The sequence below is a fragment of the Streptomyces sp. HUAS MS02 genome (genome assembly GCF_055702265.1).
Genome location: NZ_CM146747.1, coordinates 6433219 through 6453425 on the forward strand (window position 1 = coordinate 6433219; position 20207 = coordinate 6453425).

Below are 20207 nucleotides of genomic sequence, written 5' to 3' on the forward strand. Positions count from 1 at the left end.
CTCGGCGCGCTTCTCTTGAGGTGTCGCAGTCAGGTGAGTTGAGCAACCGGGTCCGCCACATTGCTTGACAACTGGTGCGCACCAGAAGCAGTCTACTGGTGCGCACCAGTTGAGAACTGTGAACGATCCGCGGCTTTGCTGCGGCATTCCGTCAACGTTCGGGAGCGGCGACCCACCGCCAAGCAAGTACGCCGCTCCCGCCCCTGAAGGGACCTCCATCATGCGTCAGATTCCCGTCGACACGTCAGCCGCGACCGTGATGGTCGCCAAGCCCGCGCAACCCAAGGTCCGTGACCGCCGTACCGGAGAGATCGCCACGGACGCGGACGGAGTGAAGCTGATGACCGTGGACGTGATGTTCGCGGCCAACGAGGACGTCGAGATCCTCTCCGTCACGGTCCCCGAGACCGGCATCTCCGGTGAGCTGGCCATGGGCACGCCGGTCGCGCTCACGGGCCTCATCGCCCGACCGTGGGAGAACGACTTCAACGGCCAGCGTCGACACGGGATCGCCTTCCGTGCCGTCGCCGTCACCTCTCTGGCCGGCGCAGGCGCTGAGGCGGCCTGACCATGACCTGGTTCATGGTCGCCGTGGTGGTGGTCGCCGCCGTCGCAGGACTCCTGCGGTGGCGGCGCCCCGCCTGGTACTGGCTCTCCTTCGGGGTCGCGCTCGCCGCCGTGCGCGTCCTGGTCCGCTACTCCTCGGTCATGGATGCCTGCGGACTGACCGTTCCGCCTGCCCGTTGGCGCCTGGCTCTGGCCCGGATGACCAACCGGGAGGTGCCGGAGTCCCGGCCCCCGCGCGTGCTTCGGATCCGCCCGACCCGTACCGGTCTCGTGCTGCGGCTCAAGCTCCGGCCCGGACAGGACGCTTTCGACTTCGCCGCCGCCACTGATCGACTGCGCCACTCCTTCGGCCTGTACGGGATCACTTCGCGAGAGATCCGCTCGGGCTTGGTGGAGTTGCGCATGACCGGCTACGACGTGCTCAAGCGGGTTCAGATGCCTGCCCGGCTCGACACCCGCCCGATGCGTGTCCCGGTTGCCCTACGCGAAGACGGTTCGGTCCACTACCGCGACTACAGGGCCGTGCCGCATGGGCTGACTCTGGGCGCCACGGAGTCCGGGAAGTCCGTCTACCAGCGGAACCTCGTCGCGGGGCTCGCCCCGCAACGTGTCGCCCTGGTCGGTATCGACTGCAAGCAAGGGGTGGAGTTGTTCCCGCTGGCTCGAAGGTTCTCCGCCCTCGCCGACAACCCCGACACAGCGCTTGAGCTGCTGGAGGCGCTGGTGACACACATGGGGGACGTGTACCAGCTCATCCGGGCCCAGCAACGGATCAGTGTCGCCGTCCCGGACGCGGAGATCGCCGCCGACATCTGGGACCTGCCCGAGGACCTGCGGCCGGTGCCAGTCGTGGTCCTCGTGGACGAGGTCGCCGAACTCGCCCTGTACGCAAGCAAGGAGGAGGAGAAGCGCCGGGACCGGATCGTCACCGCTCTGGTCCGCCTCGCCCAGCTCGGCCGCGCTGCCGGCATCTACCTGGAGATCTGCGGCCAGCGGTTCGGCTCGGAACTGGGCAAGGGCATCACGATGCTCCGAGCCCAGCTCACCGGCCGCACCGCCCACCGCCTCAACGACGAGACCTCCGCCAACATGGCCTTCGGAGACGTCGCCCCCGACGCTGTCCTGGCCGCGATCCAGATACCCGCCGAGACCCGGGGCCTCGCCATCGCTGGGGACTCGACGGGCGGTTGGCACCGCATCCGCGCCCCGCACACCTCGCTGCGCGGAGCCGTGAACATCTGTAACAAGCACGCCCACCGCACTCCCGACGTGCCCGCTCTGGAGCCGTTCCGGCCCTCCGTCGGTGCGGTGCCCGGGGCCCGGATCCGATTGACCAAGACGGCCCCCTCCACGGCCTGAAACTCACTCCTCCTCGGCCGGCGCGACCGCCTCGCGCCAAGTCCCTACCCCCTCCATGTCCGACGACAGGAAGGAACCCGTGATGGCCCGTCCGCGAGTCGACGCCGTCCTGGTCCAAGCCGTCATCGCCGGAGCGCTGTCCTTCGCTCATCTGCACGACCTCGCGGCCGCTGCCGGTCAGGACGGCTGGAAAGCCTGGGCCTACCCGATCAGCGTCGACCTGTTGCTGGTCGCCGCTTGGCGCCGACTGCGTACGGACGGGCCGTCCCGGCTGGCCTGGGGCTGGTTCGTGATCGCCTTGGTGGCTTCCCTCGGCGCCAACATCGCCACGGCCGGGCTCCTCGACCTCGACCGCGTTCCGGCCTGGCTGCGGATCCTCGTCGCCGCATGGCCCGCCCTTGCCTTCATGGGCGGCACTCTCCTCGCCCACTCCGCCGGCCGCCCGGAACAGGAAGCGCCGACACCAGCAGGTACTGCGCCCGAACCGCCGGTCGTCGAGTCGGATCGGGGCCGGGCGCCCGCGACGGACGCCGACGAACCGCCCGCCATCCAAGCCCCCGCCCCCGCCCCGCCCGCTGTGACGAGCCTGCCGGTTCCGGCTGCTCTGGTCGACCACGCCCGCAAGGTTGCCGACGACCACCGCGCCCGCACCGGAACCGCCATCGACACCAACACGCTCCGCGCCCGGCTCGGCGTGCCGGCCCAACTCGCGGACGCCGTCGCCGCTCAACTCGCCGACCGCCACGAGAGGAAGACCGATGATCCGTGACCTCGGCGACCTGACGGCCGCCGACTACCTCGATGCCGCCCGTGAGATGACCGCCGCCAACCGGCCCTACCTGGCGCACCTCCTCGCCGAGGAAGCCGCTGACCGTACCGCCGACCCGGCCACCGCCGCAGGTATCCGGGCCAGTTACCCCCATCCGTCGATCGCCCGGAAGGAGAGCGACTGACATGTCCGCCCGCGACCACTTCCACTCCGTGATGCGGATAGGCCCCGTGCAGATCGCCACCCACCGCGACCGTGCCGGCCGCACCGTGCATGCCGCCGTCTGCACCGCCGACCGCTGCGGCTGGTCCGCCGACTACAGCAGCCGCTCCGCCGCTCAACTCGCCGCCCGCACCCACCGCTGCAAGGTCCGTTAGGAGATCGCTGTCATGGAAGTTCCCCTCTGGCTCGCCCTGCTCGTCGTCGGCTGGCTCGGAGTCAAGCTCTTCCGTCCGCCCGGATGGCTGATCGCCGTGCTCCTGCTGGGCGGCTTCCTCCTCGCCGACAGCGTCCTGGCGCCCGTTGTCAACGACCTCGTCAAGTAACCAGCCAAGAACAAGAAAGGGAGACCGCACATGCTCCGGCCGAAGATCCCGACCAACCCCGTGCCGACCGGCCGAGTGACACCGTCCGCGGTCGTCACACCGACAGCAGTCGTCCCTGGGACCCACATCCCGCCGACCGTCCCGAGCGCCTCGGCACCCCCGCGGCGCACGGTCCCGCTCACGCCCGGCACCGTGCTCGTCCTCGTCGGCGGCGGCACCGCCGTGGTCCTGGTCGTCGGCGCCGTCCTCGTCTCCATGCTCCTGGCGGTCGCCGTCACCGGCACGTCGGTCGCCCTCTGCGCCGTCGTCCTGCGCTCGCTGCTCGCCTCCGAGAACAAGCGGCGCTGACCGGCACCCGGGCGGCTCCGATACCGCCAAGCATCCGCCGCCCGGGTGCCGTCCCTGCCCGATCCACTGAACCGGAAGGAAGTCCCAGCATGCCGCAGCTCGGCGCCCCGCGTCTGCTCCAACCGCGACCACTTCGCCGCCAAGATGCCCGGCGGCCACCGCCGTACCGTCACGGTCACCCTCCCGGCCCTCCACGGCACCGCCATGCGATGCAACAGGGAGGGCGCGGATGTCTGAGGCGCTCGACCCGATCACCCTCGGCGACCTGCTGAGAGTGGCTTCCGCTCCCGACTACGACCGCTGGGAAGACCAGATCCGCCGCACTGGCGGCTGCGCCGACCCGATCCACCTCACCGGCTGGGTCCTGCACAGGGACAGGACGACCGGCGAGACCCTGCACCACTACGCGACCGCGACCGAACCGGGCGGACGGCTCCGCCTCGCCTGCGGCAACCGCCGCGCTTCCCGGTGCCCCGCCTGTGCCTGGACCTACGCGGGCGACACCTACCACCTCATACGGGCCGGGCTCGCCGGAGACGACCGCCGCGACATCCCGGGTACCGTCCGCGATCACCCTCGCGTCTTCGCAACGCTCACCGCACCCTCCTTCGGACCGGTGCACAACCGCCCCGATCACGGGGTGTGCCGCTGCGGTGTCCACCACGCCCTGGACGCTCCCGAACTGGGCACGGCCCGCGACCCGGGAACGTATGACTACGCTGGCGCCGTCCTCTTCAACAACCACGCCGGAGAGCTCTGGCAACGCTTCACCAACCGGCTCCGCCGTGAGATCGCCGCCCACGCCGGCCTCACCCAACACGAACTCGGCGAGGTCTGCCGGGTCTCCTACGGCAAGGTCGCCGAGTTCCAGAAGCGCGGCGCCATCCACTTTCACGCGGTGCTCCGGGTCGACGGCCCAGACGGACCCGATACCGCCCCGCCGTCCTGGGCCAGCGTGCAACTACTCGCCGACGCCATACGCGCCGCAGCCGCGCACTCGTACACCTCGGTATCCGTCCCGGCCGTCGACGGTCAGCCTGCCCGTACCTTCCGTTGGGGGCGACAGCTGGACGTACGGCCGGTCAAGGCCTTCGGCGACGGCTCGGACATCACGGAGCAGGCGGTTGCCTCGTACGTCGCCAAGTACGCCACCAAGGCGGCCGAGACCACCGGCACCCCCGACCGCCGCATCGGTGAACTCGCCGAACTCGACCGCCATCAGGTCCCCGACCACACCCGCCGCCTCATCGAAGCGTGCAAGCAACTCGACCCGCTGTACCCGGACCGGCGCCTGTGGGCCTGGGCGCACATGCTCGGCTTCCGCGGCCACTTCTCCTCCAAGTCGCGCCGCTACTCGACCACCCTCGGGGCGCTGCGCCAGGCACGGGCCGACTACCGAGCCGCCGAGGAACAGGCGGTCCTCGGACGTGAGGCGCCAGCCCCGAACACCGTCCTTGTCCTGGCCGACTGGCAGTACGGCGGCCATGGCCACACCCCTGGTGAATCCGCCCTCGCCGCCACCATCCACCGGGGTCTGCAACTCAACCGCGAGACAGCCCGGGAAGCCCTGCGCGCCGAAGGGAGCACAGCATGACCACAGCCGTCCGCTCGCGCACCATGCTCACCCTCGCCGAGGTGTGCGACGAGCTGAGCATTTCGCGTTCCACCTTCTACGACTGGCGGGCCAAGCGGCGCGCGCCTCGCTGCATCAAGCTCCCGAACGGAGATCTGAGGATCCGGCGGACCGACCTCGACCACTGGCTGGACGACCGGGAGGACGCGGCCTGATGGAGACCACCAACGACGTCAAGGTCTACAAGATCCTCACGTACAAGGGTTCACAGAAGACCACGTACACAGTGCGCTGGGTGGTCGCCGGCAAGCGCTGGCGGGAACCGTTCGACACCAAGGCCCTCGCCGAGGGGTTCCGCTCTGGACTTATCCAGGCCACTAGCAAGGGTGAGGCGTTCGGCATAGTGACGGGTCTGCCCGTCTCCCACCGGTCCAAGGCGGCAGACGTGAGCTGGTACGCGTTCGCCCTTGAGTACGTGGATGCCCGCTGGCCCCAGCTCGGTGGCAACAGCCGGAAGAACATCGCCAAGACGCTCACCACGACCACGCTCGCTCTGCTCCGAGCGCGCCCCACTCAGTTCGAACCGGTGGCTGTGCGTACGGCCCTGCGTGAGTGGGCCTTCAACGCGAACCGCCGACCGGAAGCACCGCGGGACGTCGTGGCCATCCTTCGATGGGTCGAGCGGAATTCCCTGCCGGTCTCAGCCTGGGAGGATCCCGCGAAGGCTGACGCCGTTCTCCAGGCCCTTGATACCCGTCTCGACGGCAAGCAGGCGGCGGCCTGGTCCCGCAAGCGGCACCGCAGGATCCTCAACGTCGCCATGAAGCACGCGATCCGGCGCGGTCTCCTCCGGGACAACCCTCTGCCCAAGGGCAAGGAGGCGACGGCCGTCACCAGGACGAGCAATGCGGTGGACAAACGCTGCCTCCTCAACGCCGATCAAGCGGCGGCACTTCTTGGCCACATCCGGAAGCGGTCCCGGGGAGGCAAGCGGCTGCATGCGTTCTTCGCGACGCTGTACTACTGCGGGCCGCGTCCGGAAGAGGCCGTAGCCATGCGCGTGGCCGATGTGAAGCTGCCCGGTAGCGATGCCGCCGACCAGTGGTGCGAACTGGTGATCCACACCGCGACTCCGGAAGTCGGCAAGCAGTGGACCGACACGGGGGAGATTCATGAACGGCGCGACCTCAAGGGCCGGGCCGAAGGTGACACACGCACGGTGCCGGGGCGTCCCGCCCTTACCCGCATCCTGCAGCAGCACATCGAGGACGAGGAGCTGAAGCCGGGTGATCTCCTCTTTCAGGGTGAAAACGGCGGCGTCCTCGCGGGGTCCGTCATCCGTCGCGCCTGGCGCGGCGCCCGGCAAGCAGTGCTGCCACCGCATGTCTTCGACTCGCCGACCGGCAGACGGGTCTACGACAACCGCCACTCACGTCTCACCAAGTGGCTCAACGACGGCGTACCGCCCGCTCAGGTCGCCGAGTGGGCCGGCAACAGTGTGCCCGTGCTGCTGGCCACCTACGCCCGGTGCGTCGACGGGCAGCTGCCTGACCTGAAACGGCGGCTCGAAGCCGCTGGAGACCTGCCGGATCCTGTCGAAGATCAGTGCGCTGATTCCCCCGGGGCTCGCCGGAAGTCGTCGTGATCGGCGCCCAGAACTTCGACACGTATTCGACACGGCGACCCGCAGAATCCCGTTGACAGCCGTACAGCCCCGGAATCCCACCCTCGGCCACGGAGGGGGCTCCGGGGCTTTCTGGCGGGTCCCGATATGGCGTCTGACCAGCAAAAAAGCCCTCCCGGAGGGAGGGCGGGGTGTGGGCGCCCCCGGCAGGACTCGAACCTGCGGCCAAGCGCTTAGAAGGCGCCTGCTCTATCCACTGAGCTACGGGGGCCGGGTGTGGTGGCCTCTGTCTTGGTGCCCGGGTGTGGGCTGATCCGTGACGTTGCCGGGGACAAGGATAGGGCTCCCGAGTCCTTGTCCCTGTTGCTTCGCCTCCGTGGCTCAATGTGGAGGTTCAGTGAAGCGGTCCTGATAATCGCAGGCAGGTACGAATCGTGCACCTCTTTTGCCGCCTCGGACCCCGGGTGTTGTGCACTCGTTATGCCTGCGCCCCTCTCGTCCCCTCCATCCCGTGTGTCCTGTCGGCGCGCAGACGTACTTATATGCTTCAGAAAGTCCACAAAATTGGGCATTCTTCGCATGTGGTGACCTTGGACGTACGGCCTCAGCTGCTCGACGCGCTCTCCGCCCTGCGCGACCGTGTCGCCGCCGCGCGCTTCCCGCTGCCCCTGGCAGGGGCCCCGCGCGCGCGTGCCAACCGCGACGAACTGCTCGCGCAACTCGACGACTACTTGGTGCCCCGGTTGCGACAACCCGAAGCACCGTTGCTGGCGGTGGTCGGCGGGTCCACCGGTGCCGGCAAGTCCACGCTGGTGAACTCCCTGGTGGGACGGAAGGTGAGCGAGGCCGGCGTACTGCGGCCGACGACCCGCACGCCGGTCCTGATCTGCCATCCAGAGGACCATCACTGGTTCAGCGGCATGCGGGTCCTGCCGAACCTCACGCGCGCGTGGGCGCCGCCGCGGGACCCCGGTCAGGACCCGGACGACGACGCGTTCCCACCGGACGCCGACGGCGACGGGGGCGGCGGCAAGAGAGGCGAGCGCTTCCTGCGCATCGAGACCGCCGACAGCATGCCGCCCGGTCTCGCCCTCCTCGACGCACCCGACATCGACTCCCTGGACGCCGACAACCGGGTCCTCGCCGCCGAACTCATCTGCGCCGCCGACATCTGGGTGATGGTCACCACGGCTTCCCGCTACGCCGACGCCGTGCCGTGGCACCTGCTGCGGTCCGCGAAGGAACACCGGGCGACCCTGGTCACCGTGCTCGACCGAGTGCCCCACCAGGTCGTCTCCGAGGTCTCCCGGCAGTACGGGGCGCTGCTGACCAAGGCCGGACTCGGTGACGTACCCCGGTTCACCGTCCCCGAACTCCCCGAGTCCGCCTGGGGCGGCGGGCTGCTGCCGGGCACCGCCGTCGCGCCGCTGCGGACCTGGCTCATCCAGCAGGCGACCGATCCGGCGGCCCGTCACCAGGCCATGGCACGCACCGCGCACGGGGTCCTCGACTCGCTGCGGTCCCGGATGCCCGAGCTGGCGAGCGCGGCGGCCCAGCAGTACTCCGCCGCCCTCCGGCTCACCGCCGCCGTCGACTCGGCGTACGACAGCGAGCACGCGCGCGTGAAGGGCCGGTTGCAGGCGGGGGCCGTGCTCGCGGGTGACGCGCTCAAACGATGGCGCAGTTACCCCCTCGACTGCACCGCCGGCGAACTGCTCGACGCCCTCGTCGAGAGCCTCGGCACCCTCTTGCTGTGCGCGGTCACCGCCGCCGACGAACGCATCGGCGAGGCGTGGAGCCGCGAACCGGCCGCCGTCGCGGCGGGACTGACGGAGCGTGACACGACGGGGGAGAGTGTCGAGCACCGCATCGGGATGACCGTACGGCGTTGGCGGCGCGTCCTGGAGGAGTACGCCGAGGAGGAGGTGCGTGACCTCGACCGGAGCGTCGCTCCGGACACGGAGGTGGTGGCCGCCCTGGGCGCCACGGCCCTGCTGGGCGGCCGTCGGGCCCGGTCCGCCGGCGAGGGGCTCGCGCAACGGATCGGGGCGCACGGCGCGCTGCGGCTGCGCGACCGCGGTGGACGGCTGCTCACCGACTACCTCGAACGCGCGCTCGACGCCGAGCGCGACCGCCGACTCGCCCCGCTCGACGCCCTCGAGGTGCACCCCGACCCGCAGGCCGAACTCATCGCTGCCCTGTCCGTACTGCAGAAGGAGAGGTGACCGTCGTGACCGCCGTCACTGATCACACGGATCAGACCGGGGACGACCTCCCCGGGAAGGGTGACGACAGACCGGCCCGTCAGGAGCCCCGCAGGGAGCTCGGCAAGGAATTCGGCAAGACGTTCGGCAAGGAGATCGACGGGAAGTTCGGCAAGGACTTCGGCTATGACGTCGGCGCGGAGTTCGGCAAGAAGGTCGGCAAGATGGTCGATGAGAAGGGCGAGGGCCGGGCCAACGGCCTTGCCGCCGGGGCCGAGCGTCCGGAAGGTGCCGGAGAACGGGGCGCGAGCGGGGGGCGGGACAGGGCCACCGCCGGTCCGTCGACGCGCCCGCACCGTGAGCCGCGTCCGGGGGCCGGCGAGAACGACCTCCACGCGCGCGTGGACGACCGTTCCGGGGGCGGAGCGTCCCGCCGTGAACTCCCCGGAATGCCCGGTGACGGGTTCCGGGGCGCGTCCGCGCGTATGGAGTCGGGACCTGCACGTACGGAGTCGGGACCTGCACGTACGGAATCGGGCGCCGCGCCTGCGGAGTCCGGTGACCCCTGGGACGACGGGCTCATCGCCCGGCGTGCGACCGAGGCGGGGCCAGCCGAGCGGCTGCCGACCGTGGAGACCAGGGCCCCGGTCGCGCAGTCGGTCGTCCCGCTCGCCTACGACGGGCAACTGCGGTCGCGGCTCGACGCGCTGCGCGAGCTGGTGGGACAGTCCCGCACCCGGCTGGACAGCGCGACCCTCGCGGAGGCGGGGCGGGTGCTGGACGAGGCGGCGGCGCGGCGCAGGCTCTCCGGGCAGCACACGGTCGTCGCCATCGCGGGCGCCACCGGCAGCGGCAAGTCGACGCTGTTCAACGCGCTCGCGGGGGTGGCGATCTCGGAGACGGGCGTCCGCCGGCCCACCACGGCCGCGCCCATCGCGTGCAGTTGGAGCGACGGAGCGGCGAGCCTCATCGACCGGCTGGGGATTCCGGGACGGCTGCGGCGGCGGCCGTTGCAGAGCGCCGAGGCGGAGGCGCAGTTGCGCGGCCTCGTCCTCGTGGATCTGCCCGACCACGACTCGGCGGCCGTGCAGCACCGTGAACAGGTCGACCGGATCCTGGCGCTGGTGGACGCCGTCATCTGGGTCGTCGACCCGGAGAAGTACGCCGACGCCATCCTCCACGAGCGCTATCTGCGGCCCCTGGCCGGGCACGCGGAGGTCATGTTCGTCGTCCTCAATCAGGTGGACCGGCTTCCGGGGGATGCCTCCCACCAGGTACTCGACGATCTGCGGCGGCTGCTCGACGAGGACGGCGTCGCACTGGGGGAACACGGCGAGCCCGGGGCCACCGTGCTCGCGCTGTCCGCGCTCACCGGGGACGGCGTGGGCGAACTGCGGGACGCGCTGGAACAGTTCGTGGCCGAGCGGGGTGCCCCCGCACGCCGGGTCCGCGCCGATCTGGACGCGGCGGCGGCGCGGCTGTGGCCGGTGTACGCCAATCAGCGGCGCGCGGGGCTCAGCGAGAGGGCGCGCGACGAGTTCGCCGCGCGACTCGCTGACGCCGTCGGCGCCACCGCTGCGGGCGAGGCCGCCGAGCGTGCCTGGCTGCGCAACGCCAACCGCGCGTGCGGGACGCCGTGGCTGCGGCTGTGGCGCTGGTACCAGGACCGCAGCGAACCCCCGACGGGGCGGCTCGCCCTGAAGACGCCCGTGGACGAGGAGGCCACCGCCCGGCAGCGTGTCGAACAGGCCGTACGTACGTTGTCCGAGCGCGCGGCGAGGGGGCTGCCCCAGCCCTGGGCCCAGGCGGTGCGGGAGGCGGCCGTACGGGGGGCGCAGGGGCTGCCCGAGGCGCTGGACGAGCTGGCGGTGCGGGCCGGGGCTCCGACGGGGCGGCCGCCGCGGCCGATCTGGTGGCCGGCGGCGGTGCTCGCACAGGCCTGCATGACGCTGGTCCAAGTCGTGGGAGGGCTGTGGCTGTTGGGGCAGATCATCGGGTTCATGGCACCGAATCTCGGGGTGCCGGTGCTGCTGATGGTGATCGGCATCGTCGGCGGTCCGGCCGTCGAGTGGGGATGCCGGCTGGCGGCACGCGGTCCGGCACGGCGTTACGGCCATGAGGCGGAACGGCGGCTGCGGGAGGCCGCCGCCGGTTGCGGCCGGGCTCGGGTGCTGGATCCGGTGGCCGCCGAACTGCTGCGGTACCGGGAGGTGCGGGAACAGTACGGACGGGTGTTGGGGGCGGCGCCGGTGAGGTGAGGCGAGCTCGGTGTTTCACCCCCTCGGGTGACGGAGTTTTCCACAACCGGCGAGTAGCACACAGGGCTCAGCGGGCTCGGCCCGGCGGCGGCAGTCTGGATTCGCGGCGATCGCAGGACAGCCGCACGACGGACGCAGCAGCCGTACGGGACGGGCCCGTACGCGTGTCCGATGCCGACGGCGTCCGACGCCGGCGTGAAGGAGGGGTTCGCGAGATGAACGAGACGATGGTGTGCGTGGTGGGGAACGTGGCGACCCAGCCGGTCTGCAAGGAGTTGGCGACGGGTTCGTCGGCCCGCTTCCGGCTCGCGGTGACCTCGCGCTACTGGGACCGGGAGAAGAACGAGTGGACCGACGGGCACACCAACTTCTTCACCGTGTGGGCCCGGCGCGCGCTCGCCGCGAACGTGGCGTCGTCCGTCGCACTGGGTGATCCGGTCGTGGTGCACGGGCGGTTGAAGGTGCGCACCGAACAGCGCGACGGGCAGAGCCGGGTCTCGGCCGATGTCGACGCGGTCGCGGTCGGCCACGATCTGTCGCGGGGGACGTCCGCGTTCCGGCGGACGTCCAGGGGCGAGGCGGCGATCGCGGCCCAGTCCCCGTCCCGGCCGGAGCCGGCCTGGGAGACACCGCCGCCCGGCAGCGGGCTCGACGCCACCACTCAACTGCGCCCGGAACCTGCGGGGGTGACGTGACGCCGGATCGCGCTCGCGGAACAGCCGTGGCAGGTCGGTACATCGGTCCGTGGCCCATCGACGGACATGCCGTGAAGAGCCCGTGTGCATCTCTCATCGACTTGTCGATAAGTGCTGTTGGCGAGCTGTGCGACCGATAACGATTCCGATTCGGATCGGTTGTCCGACGATAGGACTGGGAAGAGAGGTGCGCCGCATCCCTAGGATGCCGGGCATAGCTCACGGGGCTTCTGATTCTGCTGGTGGGACCGCACCCCCCACGTCAACGGGTCCTGCTCGAAGGGAATTTCTGTGGTTTCTTGGTTCTCGGCGTCGATCTCCGGTGGGTCCAGGCGGGCCGCACGCAGGCGAAAGGCCGGCCGACTGGCCGCCGTGTCGCTCGTGTCCGGCCTCGTCGTCGCGGGCGCGATCGCCACCGCGAGCCCGGTCGCCGCCGACGGGACGCCGCAGAGCTCCGGCGGGGCGACCGCGACCATAGGCGGCCTCAAGACGTACGGGACGGCCGTGCTCCGTACCGACGAGGGCCGGGAACAGCAGCTCCCCGCAGGGCTGTTCGAGATGTTCGTCGACGGCGGCGGCACCCTGCAGACCTACTGCGTCGACGTCCAGAACCCGACGCAGAAGGACGCCAAGTACCAGGAGACCCCCTGGAGCGGCACCTCCCTGGGGGCCAACAAGGACGCGGGCAGAATCCGCTGGATCCTGCAGAACTCCTACCCGCAGGTGAACGACCTCGCGGCGCTCGCCGACAAGGCGGGGGCCAAGGGCCTCACGGAACAGGACGCCGCGACCGGTACCCAGGTGGCGATCTGGCGGTACTCCGACGGAGCCGATGTGACGGCCCTGGACCCGGAGGCGGAGAAGCTCGCGGACTATCTGCAGAAGAGCGCGCGGAACCTGGCGGAGCCGACCGCCTCCCTCACCCTCGACCCGCCGGCGGTGTCCGGGCGGGCCGGCGAGCGGCTCGGCCCGGTCACGGTGCGCACCAACGCCGACGGTGTGAGCGTGACCCCGCCCTCGGACGCGACGGCGGACGGTGTGAAGGTCGTCGACGCCGAGGGTGAGGCCGTGACCTCGGCCGGGGACGGCAGTGAGCTGTACTTCGAGGTGCCCGAGGACACCGTGGACGGCACGGCCGAGCTGACCGTGGAGGCCTCGACGACCGTCCCGGTCGGCCGTGCCTTCGCCTCCGAGACCCGCAGCCAGACCCAGATCCTCGCGGGCTCCAGCGAGTCCACGGTCTCCGCGACGGCGACCGCGCACTGGGCCGAGAAGGGCGCGATACCCGCACTGTCCGCCGAGAAGAACTGCGCCGAGGGCGGCCTGGACATCACGGCCGCCAACGAGGGCGACAAGCCCTTCACCTTCGACCTGATGGGAATCACGTACACCATCGAGGCGGGCGGCACCCGGACGGTGACGATCCCGCTGCAGGAGGACCAGGCGTACGACTTCACGATCGAGGGCCCCAACGGCTACGCGAAGCAGTTCCGGGGCGTGCTCGACTGCCGCACCGAGACCGAGGCCGGGGTGGGCGGCGACTCGGTCCAGACGCTGAGCGAGCCGAGCCCGGCGACGGTCGGGGGAGGCACGGTGACCGACACCGGGAACGACCTCGCCGAGACCGGCAGCTCCGGCGCGACGCCGGTGATCGGTGGCATCGCGATCGGGCTGCTCGTGATCGGCGGCGCGGTGATGGTCCTCATCCGCAAGCGGAACCCCTGAGGGATCGCCGGACGCGGAACGGCGGCCGGGCGGTCGAGGAACGGCGGCCGGTCTGTCGACCGTGTGAGAAAGAGAGCTCCTTGACAACTCGACAGTGAGTGACCGCGCGGTGACACGTGCGTTCTACGCGGCCCCGGTACGCCTCCCAGGCGCCGGGGCCGCGTCGTTCTTGCAGAGGGCTCACCATCCGGTTTCCGTCGAGGGCTGGCCGTGCGGCAAGATGGGTGGTACTGCCCACTGCCAGATCTCAAGTTGCCGGACGGTTTCTCTTGGCTGAGTACATCTACACGATGCGCAAGACACGCAAGGCGCACGGCGACAAGGTGATCCTTGACGACGTCACGCTGAGCTTCCTGCCCGGCGCGAAGATCGGTGTGGTCGGCCCGAACGGTGCCGGTAAGTCCACCGTCCTCAAGATCATGGCGGGCCTGGAGCAGCCGTCCAACGGTGACGCGTTCCTGTCGCCCGGCTACACCGTCGGCATGCTCCTCCAGGAGCCCCCGCTGGACGAGTCCAAGACGGTCCTGCAGAACGTGCAGGACGGCGCCGCCGAGATCATGGGCAAGCTCAAGCGCTTCAACGAGGTCGCGGAGCTCATGGCGACCGACTACTCGGACGCGCTCCTCGACGAGATGGGCAAGCTCCAGGAGGACCTGGACCACGCGAACGCCTGGGACCTGGACACCCAGCTGGAGCAGGCCATGGACGCCCTGGGCTGCCCGCCCGGCGACTGGCCCGTCACCAACCTGTCCGGTGGTGAGCGCCGCCGCGTCGCCCTGTGCAAGCTGCTGCTGGAGGCCCCCGACCTGCTGCTGCTCGACGAGCCCACCAACCACCTGGACGCCGAGTCGGTGCAGTGGCTGGAGCAGCACCTCGCGAAGTACCCCGGCACCGTCGTCGCCGTCACCCACGACCGGTACTTCCTCGACAACGTCGCGGGCTGGATCCTGGAGCTCGACCGAGGCCGCGCGATCGGCTACGAGGGCAACTACTCCACGTACCTGGAGACCAAGCAGACCCGTCTCAAGGTCGAGGGCCAGAAGGACGCCAAGCGCGCCAAGCGGCTCAAGGAAGAGCTGGAGTGGGTCCGCTCCAACGCCAAGGGCCGCCAGGCCAAGTCCAAGGCGCGTCTGGCCCGCTACGAGGAGATGGCGGCCGAGGCCGACAAGATGCGGAAGCTGGACTTCGAGGAGATCCAGATCCCGCCGGGCCCCCGTCTGGGCAACGTGGTCGTCGAGGTCAACAACCTCAGCAAGGCCTTCGGCGAGAAGGTCCTCATCGACGACCTCTCCTTCACGCTGCCGCGCAACGGCATCGTGGGCATCATCGGCCCGAACGGCGCCGGCAAGACGACCCTGTTCAAGATGATCCAGGGTCTGGAGAAGCCCGACTCCGGTTCGATCAAGGTCGGCGACACCGTCAAGATCTCCTACGTCGACCAGAGCCGCGAGAACATCGACCCCAAGAAGACGCTCTGGGCCGTCGTCTCCGACGAACTGGACTACATCAACGTCGGCCAGGTCGAGATGCCCTCGCGCGCCTACGTCTCCGCGTTCGGCTTCAAGGGCCCGGACCAGCAGAAGCCGGCCGGGGTGCTCTCCGGCGGTGAGCGCAACCGCCTCAACCTGGCGCTCACCCTCAAGCTCGGCGGCAACCTGCTGCTCCTCGACGAGCCGACCAACGACCTCGACGTCGAGACCCTGTCGTCGCTGGAGAACGCGCTCCTGGAGTTCCCCGGCTGCGCCGTGGTCGTCTCCCACGACCGCTGGTTCCTGGACCGGGTGGCCACGCACATCCTCGCCTACGAGGGCGAGTCCAAGTGGTTCTGGTTCGAGGGCAACTTCGAGTCGTACGAGAAGAACAAGATCGAGCGTCTCGGTGCGGACGCCGCCCGTCCGCACCGCGCCACCTACAAGAAGCTGACCCGGGGCTGATCGATCTTGCGGCACATCTACCGCTGCCCACTGCGCTGGGCGGACATGGACGCGTACGGCCACGTCAACAACGTGGTCTTCCTCCGCTACCTGGAGGAAGCCCGTATCGACTTCCTGTTCCGCCCGGAGAAGGACTTCAAGCAGGGGTCCGTGGTGGCACGCCATGAGATCGACTACAAGCGGCAGTTGGTCCACCGGCACCAGCCCGTGGACATCGAGCTGTGGGTCACGGAGATAAGAGCGGCGTCGTTCACGATCACCTACGAGGTCAAGGACCCGGACCAGGTCTACGTCCGGGCCTCCACGGTGATCGTGCCGTTCGACTTCGCGACGCAGCGACCCCGCCGGATCACCTCCGAGGAACGCGAGTTCCTGGAGGGGTACAGGGATGACGAGGAGGAGGCCGTCGCCGCATGACGGTGCTCCACCTCGCCGACGAGGGGGAGGCGGCGGATCTCGCGGCCTTCCTCTCCCGGCTGCTCCACTACGACCGTGGAGCCGCGGTGCGCCTCCAGGCGGCCGGCACCGCGCTGGCCGTCTTCGGCCGGCCACCGTCCTTCGAGGTGCTGGCGATCCGGGCCGTTCGCCTCGCCAAGCCCTACGAGAGCGGGCTCGACGCCACGCTCGACGTGACCGTGTCGGCCGGTGAACTCCTGGAGTCCATCGACGAGCCGGGCGCCACGGCGGTCGTCCCGGCGGCGGTGACCGGACCGCCGTGGGCCGGGGTGCTCCCCCCGCGCGGCGGCTGGCGGCCGGAGGCGGGACTGCCCGCACCGGACGCGCTGGCGGCGATGGTCTCCGCTGCGGTACGTGAATTCCGGTCCCGCACCGAGGAGTTGCCGCCCGAGCGCCGTACACGGGCCGAGCTGGACGGCATCGGGCGGGAGATCTGGTCCCGGACGGTCGGGGACACGCCGCTGCCGGTGCGCGCCGTGCACGCGGCACAGTCCCTCGGCTTCCTCCGCCCCCCGCGCGCGTCCGGCACGACCGGGACGGCGACACCGGGGCTGTTCTCGTCGGGCGCGTGGCTCCGCCTGCGCACACCGTACGGGTCGATCGCCGTGCGCAGGGCGGGACTGGGAACGCTGGGCGTCAGCGTCCGCTGAACCCGCTCAGCCCGGGGCGTTCACCATCGAGGCGGCCGCGTAGGTGAGGTAGTTCCACAGGGTGCGCTCGTGTTCCTCGGAGAGGCCGAGATCGTCGACGGCGTCGCGCATGTGCTTCAGCCAGGCGTCGTGGGCGGCGCGGTCGACGGTGAAGGGGGCGTGGCGCATGCGGAGCCGCGGGTGGCCCCGGTTCTCGCTGTACGTGGTGGGACCACCCCAGTACTGGATCAGGAACAGGGTGAGGCGGTCCTCGGCGGGGCCCAGGTCCTCCTCGGGATACATGGGGCGCAGGATCGGGTCCTCGGCGACACCCTCGTAGAAACGGCGCACGAGGCGCCGGAAGGTCTCCTCGCCACCGACCTGCTCGTAGAAGGTCTGCTCCTGAAGCGTGCCGCGCCGAATCTCATTCACGCTCCCCATGGTCTCAGACGCGGCGGCGGAGGTCTTGAGGCTTAGGACCATCCCGAAAGGGCGCGGACCGGCTGATTCCGGACCGAAGCGTCGAGGTGCTCGCCTCCGGGGGCGTCCGGCCGCACAGTGGAGGTATGGGCACGCACACTGTGGACCACGACTTGGAACGCCTCGCCGCCGAGGCCCGATCGGCGCTGGTGCGGGAGATCGAGGCGAGTGGGGCGTGGGACGCCGACCCTCAGTGGCGGAAGGCGTTCGAGAGCGTCCCCAGGCATCTCTTCGTCCCGTACTACTACGTGGGCGCCCTGGGCGGCTTCGAGCGGCTGTGGGGCGAGGAGCGCGATCCCAGGCGGCGGGAACGCTGGGTGCGGGGCGCGTACGCGGACACACCGCTCGCCACGCGGGTGCGGGACGGGGAGCTGATCTCCTCCAGCAGCCAGCCGTCGCTGATGGCCAAGATGTTGGCCGAGCTGGAGGTGGAGGACGGCGACCGGGTACTGGAGATCGGCGCCGGCACCGGTTACAACGCCGCCCTGCTCGCGCACCGGCTCGGGGACGACCTGGTCACCACCGTCGATCTGGACGCCGACATCACCGAGGCGGCGCGCAGGCACCTGGACGCCGCCGGGTACCACCCGACCGTCGTCACCGGGGACGGGGCACGCGGGGTGCCCGAGCGGGCGCCGTACGACCGGATCATCGCGACCTGCACACTGCCTTCGATCCCGCGCGCCTGGCTCGCCCAGTGCACCGCCGGCGCGCGCATCCTGACGCCGCTGGCGACGGGGCTGGTCCGGCTTCGGGTCGAGGACGCCGAGACCGCGGAAGGGCGTTTCCTGCACACCTCGGCGTACTTCGTGCCCCTGCGCGGAAGCAGTGAGCCGGAAGCGGTCCACCCGCATCTGGGCGGTCTGCCGCACCGGGCCAGGGATCACGAGCTCTTCCGGTTCCTGCTGGCCCTCACGGCGGCCAGTCTCGACCCGCACGAGGCACTCGCCCTGTGGCAGCGCGAGGGGATGCCGTCCCGCGAGCGGTACGGCATCACGGTCCGCGGCGACCGTGCCTGGGCCTGGCTGGACGACCCGGAGGGCCCGTACGCCTGGCCGCTGCCCTGACCGGGGCCCCCGCGGGGAGCAGCGACGACTTGTGGCCGTCTTCGGGCAGCACAGACGGCCTCAGGGCCGACCGAGGTGTCCGGTCGGCCCTGAGCCGTGTCGCACTGCCGGTGGGGCGGGTCAGCCCCGGCGGATCGTGATCGTCGTCCACGCGCCCACGTGAACCCGGTCCCCGTCCTGGAGGGGGATCGGGACGAAGGGCTGGATGGGGTCCTCGGAACCGTTGACCGTGGTGCCGTTCGTGGAGTTCTGGTCGACGACCGCCCAGCTGCCGTCGGGCTGCTGCACCAGTACCGCGTGCTGGTGGGAGACGCCCGGGTCCTCCGGCGGCACCGAGAGATCGATGTCGGGGGTGTCGCCGGTGGAGTGGCGGCGCCGTCCGATGGTGATCTGGTTGCCGGTGAGGGCGCGCCGCTGCTCCGGGGAGTACGCGGGCAGGTTCAGGCCCGCGGCCTCCGGGCCCGAGCGCTGCATCATCGCCATGAAGTAGTCGCGATCGGGGCCGATGGTGGCGCTCCAGGTCGTCGGCGCCTGCGGGTACGCGGGGCCGGGCGGGGCCTGGGTGGCACCGGGCTGCGGGTAGCCGTAGCCACCCGGACGGGCACCTGCGCCGCCGGGACCCCCGGGGCCGCCGGGTCCACCCGCACCGCCGGGACCGCCGGATCCGCCCGGGCCGGTCGACGGCGGGGAGATCACCCAGTCGTCGTCACCGCCGAACGAGGGGCCGCCGCCGGAACCGGGGCCGCCGGGGCCGCCGGGCTGCGGGCGCCGGGTCTCCTGCGGGAAGGCGGGCGGAGCGGTGGCTCCTGCCTGTTGGAACGCCTGCGGCGCGCCACCACCGGGACCGCCGCCGTGGCCCTGACCGCCGCCGTGGCCCTGACCGCCACCGGGACCCTGGCCACCCGGGCCGCCGGGGAAACCGGAAGCGCCAGGTCCACCGGGCCCGCCGCCATGTCCGCCAGGTCCACCGGGGCCGCCCGGCGTAGGCCCGGGCGGTGGCGGAACCGGTCGTGAGGGGTCGCCGCCGAAGCCGGAGGGCCCGGGACGTGAGGGGTCGCCGCCGAAGCCCGAGGGGCCGGGTCGCGAAGGGTCGCCGCCGAAGGCCGAGGCCCCGGGGCGTGACGGGTCACCGCCGAACGCGGACGGACCGCCCTGGCCAGGACCGCCCTGGCCGGGCCCCGGCTGGCCCGAAGGCCCGCCGCCGAACCCGGAGGGACCTCCCTGCCCCGACGGGCCACCGGGACCGCCAGGACCACCGGGACCCCCCGGGCGTCCGGGTCCACCGGGACCCTGACCGGCGTGCCCGCCGGGCCCGCCCGGCCCCGACGGCTCGCCGCCGAACGGCGGGCCCGGCGGGATCGGCTCGGCGGGACGGTTCACCTGGGAGGGGCGGGAGCTCTGGTAGTCGTACCCGTCACCGCCGCCGCCGTAGGACGGCGGAGGCGGCTGCTGGAAGCGGAGCGCCGGGTTCCCGCCGGCGCCAGGACCGCCGGGGCCGGGGCCGCCGGGACCGGGACCAGGGCCACCAGGACCCGGCCCGGGGGCCGGGGGCCTCGGGGCGGCAGGCGTGTACGTCGTCGCCGTGTTGGTCAGGAAGTTCCACCGGCACTCCTCGCAGAAGGGCGCGCCGCCCTCGCGGGGCGTGCGGCACTGCGGGCAGAGTTCTGGCTCGGCTCCGAGGCGCGGGCGTCCACCGGGACCCCCTGGACCTCCAGGTCCCCCCGGGCCGCCCGCGCCGGGAGGCGGGGGCGGGGAGCCGGGCGGCGGGTATCCGTAACCGGCGCCCGGGGGCGGCGGTGGAGGCGGCGGGGGTACGGCACCGGCCATACGGTGACCGCAGACCTCGCACCAGTCGTCGGAACCCGACTGGTGTCCGTTCGGGCAGGTCGGCATGTCGGCGCTTCCCCCTCTCCTTTCCGGCCTCACGGCCGGTTCCTGTGGCCGCGACGGGCCGGTGTGGCCGCTTCCGTCCGG

General features: G+C 71.2%; 20 protein-coding genes and 1 tRNA gene. 18 read left to right on the forward strand and 3 right to left on the reverse strand.

Annotated elements, in window-relative coordinates; genetic code table 11:
* Positions 1–220: 220 nt before the first annotated feature.
* The 10 genes from ACZ9QC_RS27730 (at position 221) to ACZ9QC_RS27775 (ending at position 6806) form a co-directional block, all read left to right on the forward strand.
* Entirely contained in the window at positions 221–568 is a 348-nt protein-coding gene (locus tag ACZ9QC_RS27730) for an SCO3933 family regulatory protein (protein WP_472915601.1), read from the forward strand.
* A 2-nt stretch (positions 569–570) separates the two neighbouring features.
* Positions 571–1926: an FtsK/SpoIIIE domain-containing protein gene (locus ACZ9QC_RS27735; protein WP_472915602.1), complete on the forward strand. Its 1356-nt coding sequence runs from the start codon at positions 571–573 to the stop codon at positions 1924–1926.
* 82 nt (positions 1927–2008) lie between these two features.
* The gene (locus ACZ9QC_RS27740) at positions 2009–2695 is read left to right on the forward strand and encodes a DUF2637 domain-containing protein (protein ID WP_472915603.1); all 687 of its coding nucleotides are present in this window, start codon (positions 2009–2011) and stop codon (positions 2693–2695) included.
* Complete coding sequence (locus ACZ9QC_RS27745) at positions 2685–2879, forward strand: hypothetical protein (protein ID WP_472915604.1); 195 nt, start codon at positions 2685–2687, stop codon at positions 2877–2879. Before ACZ9QC_RS27740 ends, ACZ9QC_RS27745 begins: the two co-directional genes overlap by 11 nt.
* A 1-nt stretch (position 2880) precedes the next feature.
* Complete coding sequence (locus ACZ9QC_RS27750; protein ID WP_472915605.1) at positions 2881–3072, forward strand: mobile element transfer protein; 192 nt, start codon at positions 2881–2883, stop codon at positions 3070–3072.
* Positions 3073–3084: 12 nt separating this feature from the next.
* Positions 3085–3240: a hypothetical protein gene (locus ACZ9QC_RS27755; RefSeq protein WP_319674235.1), complete on the forward strand. Its 156-nt coding sequence runs from the start codon at positions 3085–3087 to the stop codon at positions 3238–3240.
* A gap of 30 nt (positions 3241–3270) precedes the next feature.
* Positions 3271–3588 (forward strand): SpdD-like protein, encoded by a 318-nt coding sequence (locus ACZ9QC_RS27760; protein WP_472915606.1) that lies wholly within the window; start codon positions 3271–3273, stop codon positions 3586–3588.
* Positions 3589–3817: 229 nt separating this feature from the next.
* Entirely contained in the window at positions 3818–5182 is a 1365-nt protein-coding gene (gene repSA / locus ACZ9QC_RS27765) for a replication initiator protein RepSA (RefSeq protein WP_472915607.1), read from the forward strand.
* Positions 5179–5376, forward strand: a complete 198-nt coding sequence (locus tag ACZ9QC_RS27770; RefSeq protein WP_472915608.1) for a helix-turn-helix transcriptional regulator — start codon at positions 5179–5181, stop codon at positions 5374–5376. The genes repSA and ACZ9QC_RS27770 overlap by 4 nt, the downstream gene beginning before the upstream one ends.
* Positions 5376–6806 carry a tyrosine-type recombinase/integrase gene (locus tag ACZ9QC_RS27775; protein ID WP_472915609.1) on the forward strand — a complete coding sequence of 477 codons (1431 nt, stop codon included), beginning with the start codon at positions 5376–5378 and terminating at the stop codon, positions 6804–6806. The genes ACZ9QC_RS27770 and ACZ9QC_RS27775 overlap by 1 nt, the downstream gene beginning before the upstream one ends.
* Positions 6807–6983: 177 nt before the next feature.
* On the opposite strand, the gene ACZ9QC_RS27780 is transcribed toward ACZ9QC_RS27775, so the two are convergent.
* A tRNA-Arg gene (locus ACZ9QC_RS27780) sits at positions 6984–7056 on the reverse strand.
* 271 nt (positions 7057–7327) lie between these two features.
* On the opposite strand from ACZ9QC_RS27780, the gene ACZ9QC_RS27785 reads away from it, so the two are divergent.
* The 7 genes from ACZ9QC_RS27785 (at position 7328) to ACZ9QC_RS27815 (ending at position 16707) form a co-directional block, all read left to right on the forward strand.
* Positions 7328–9010 carry a dynamin family protein gene (locus ACZ9QC_RS27785; RefSeq protein WP_472915610.1) on the forward strand — a complete coding sequence of 561 codons (1683 nt, stop codon included), beginning with the start codon at positions 7328–7330 and terminating at the stop codon, positions 9008–9010.
* Positions 9007–11247: a YfjP family GTPase gene (locus ACZ9QC_RS27790; protein WP_472915611.1), complete on the forward strand. Its 2241-nt coding sequence runs from the start codon at positions 9007–9009 to the stop codon at positions 11245–11247. The genes ACZ9QC_RS27785 and ACZ9QC_RS27790 overlap by 4 nt, the downstream gene beginning before the upstream one ends.
* Before the next feature lie 215 nt (positions 11248–11462).
* A complete protein-coding gene (locus tag ACZ9QC_RS27795; RefSeq protein ID WP_472915612.1) occupies positions 11463–11942 on the forward strand; it encodes a single-stranded DNA-binding protein in 480 nt (159 codons plus the stop codon).
* A gap of 291 nt (positions 11943–12233) precedes the next feature.
* A complete protein-coding gene (locus ACZ9QC_RS27800) occupies positions 12234–13667 on the forward strand; it encodes a Cys-Gln thioester bond-forming surface protein (RefSeq protein WP_472915613.1) in 1434 nt (477 codons plus the stop codon).
* Positions 13668–13936: 269 nt separating this feature from the next.
* A complete protein-coding gene (gene ettA / locus ACZ9QC_RS27805) occupies positions 13937–15601 on the forward strand; it encodes an energy-dependent translational throttle protein EttA (RefSeq protein ID WP_472915614.1) in 1665 nt (554 codons plus the stop codon).
* A gap of 6 nt (positions 15602–15607) precedes the next feature.
* A complete protein-coding gene (locus tag ACZ9QC_RS27810) occupies positions 15608–16018 on the forward strand; it encodes an acyl-CoA thioesterase (protein WP_184893989.1) in 411 nt (136 codons plus the stop codon).
* The gene (locus ACZ9QC_RS27815; RefSeq protein WP_472915615.1) at positions 16015–16707 is read left to right on the forward strand and encodes a DUF8010 domain-containing protein; all 693 of its coding nucleotides are present in this window, start codon (positions 16015–16017) and stop codon (positions 16705–16707) included. The genes ACZ9QC_RS27810 and ACZ9QC_RS27815 overlap by 4 nt, the downstream gene beginning before the upstream one ends.
* A 6-nt stretch (positions 16708–16713) precedes the next feature.
* On the opposite strand, the gene ACZ9QC_RS27820 is transcribed toward ACZ9QC_RS27815, so the two are convergent.
* A complete protein-coding gene (locus ACZ9QC_RS27820) occupies positions 16714–17127 on the reverse strand; it encodes a globin (RefSeq protein WP_472915616.1) in 414 nt (137 codons plus the stop codon).
* A gap of 125 nt (positions 17128–17252) precedes the next feature.
* On the opposite strand from ACZ9QC_RS27820, the gene ACZ9QC_RS27825 reads away from it, so the two are divergent.
* Positions 17253–18233: a methyltransferase domain-containing protein gene (locus ACZ9QC_RS27825; protein WP_472915617.1), complete on the forward strand. Its 981-nt coding sequence runs from the start codon at positions 17253–17255 to the stop codon at positions 18231–18233.
* 120 nt (positions 18234–18353) lie between these two features.
* On the opposite strand, the gene ACZ9QC_RS27830 is transcribed toward ACZ9QC_RS27825, so the two are convergent.
* The gene (locus tag ACZ9QC_RS27830; protein WP_472915618.1) at positions 18354–20126 is read right to left on the reverse strand and encodes an FHA domain-containing protein; all 1773 of its coding nucleotides are present in this window, start codon (positions 20124–20126) and stop codon (positions 18354–18356) included.
* Positions 20127–20207: the final 81 nt, after the last annotated feature.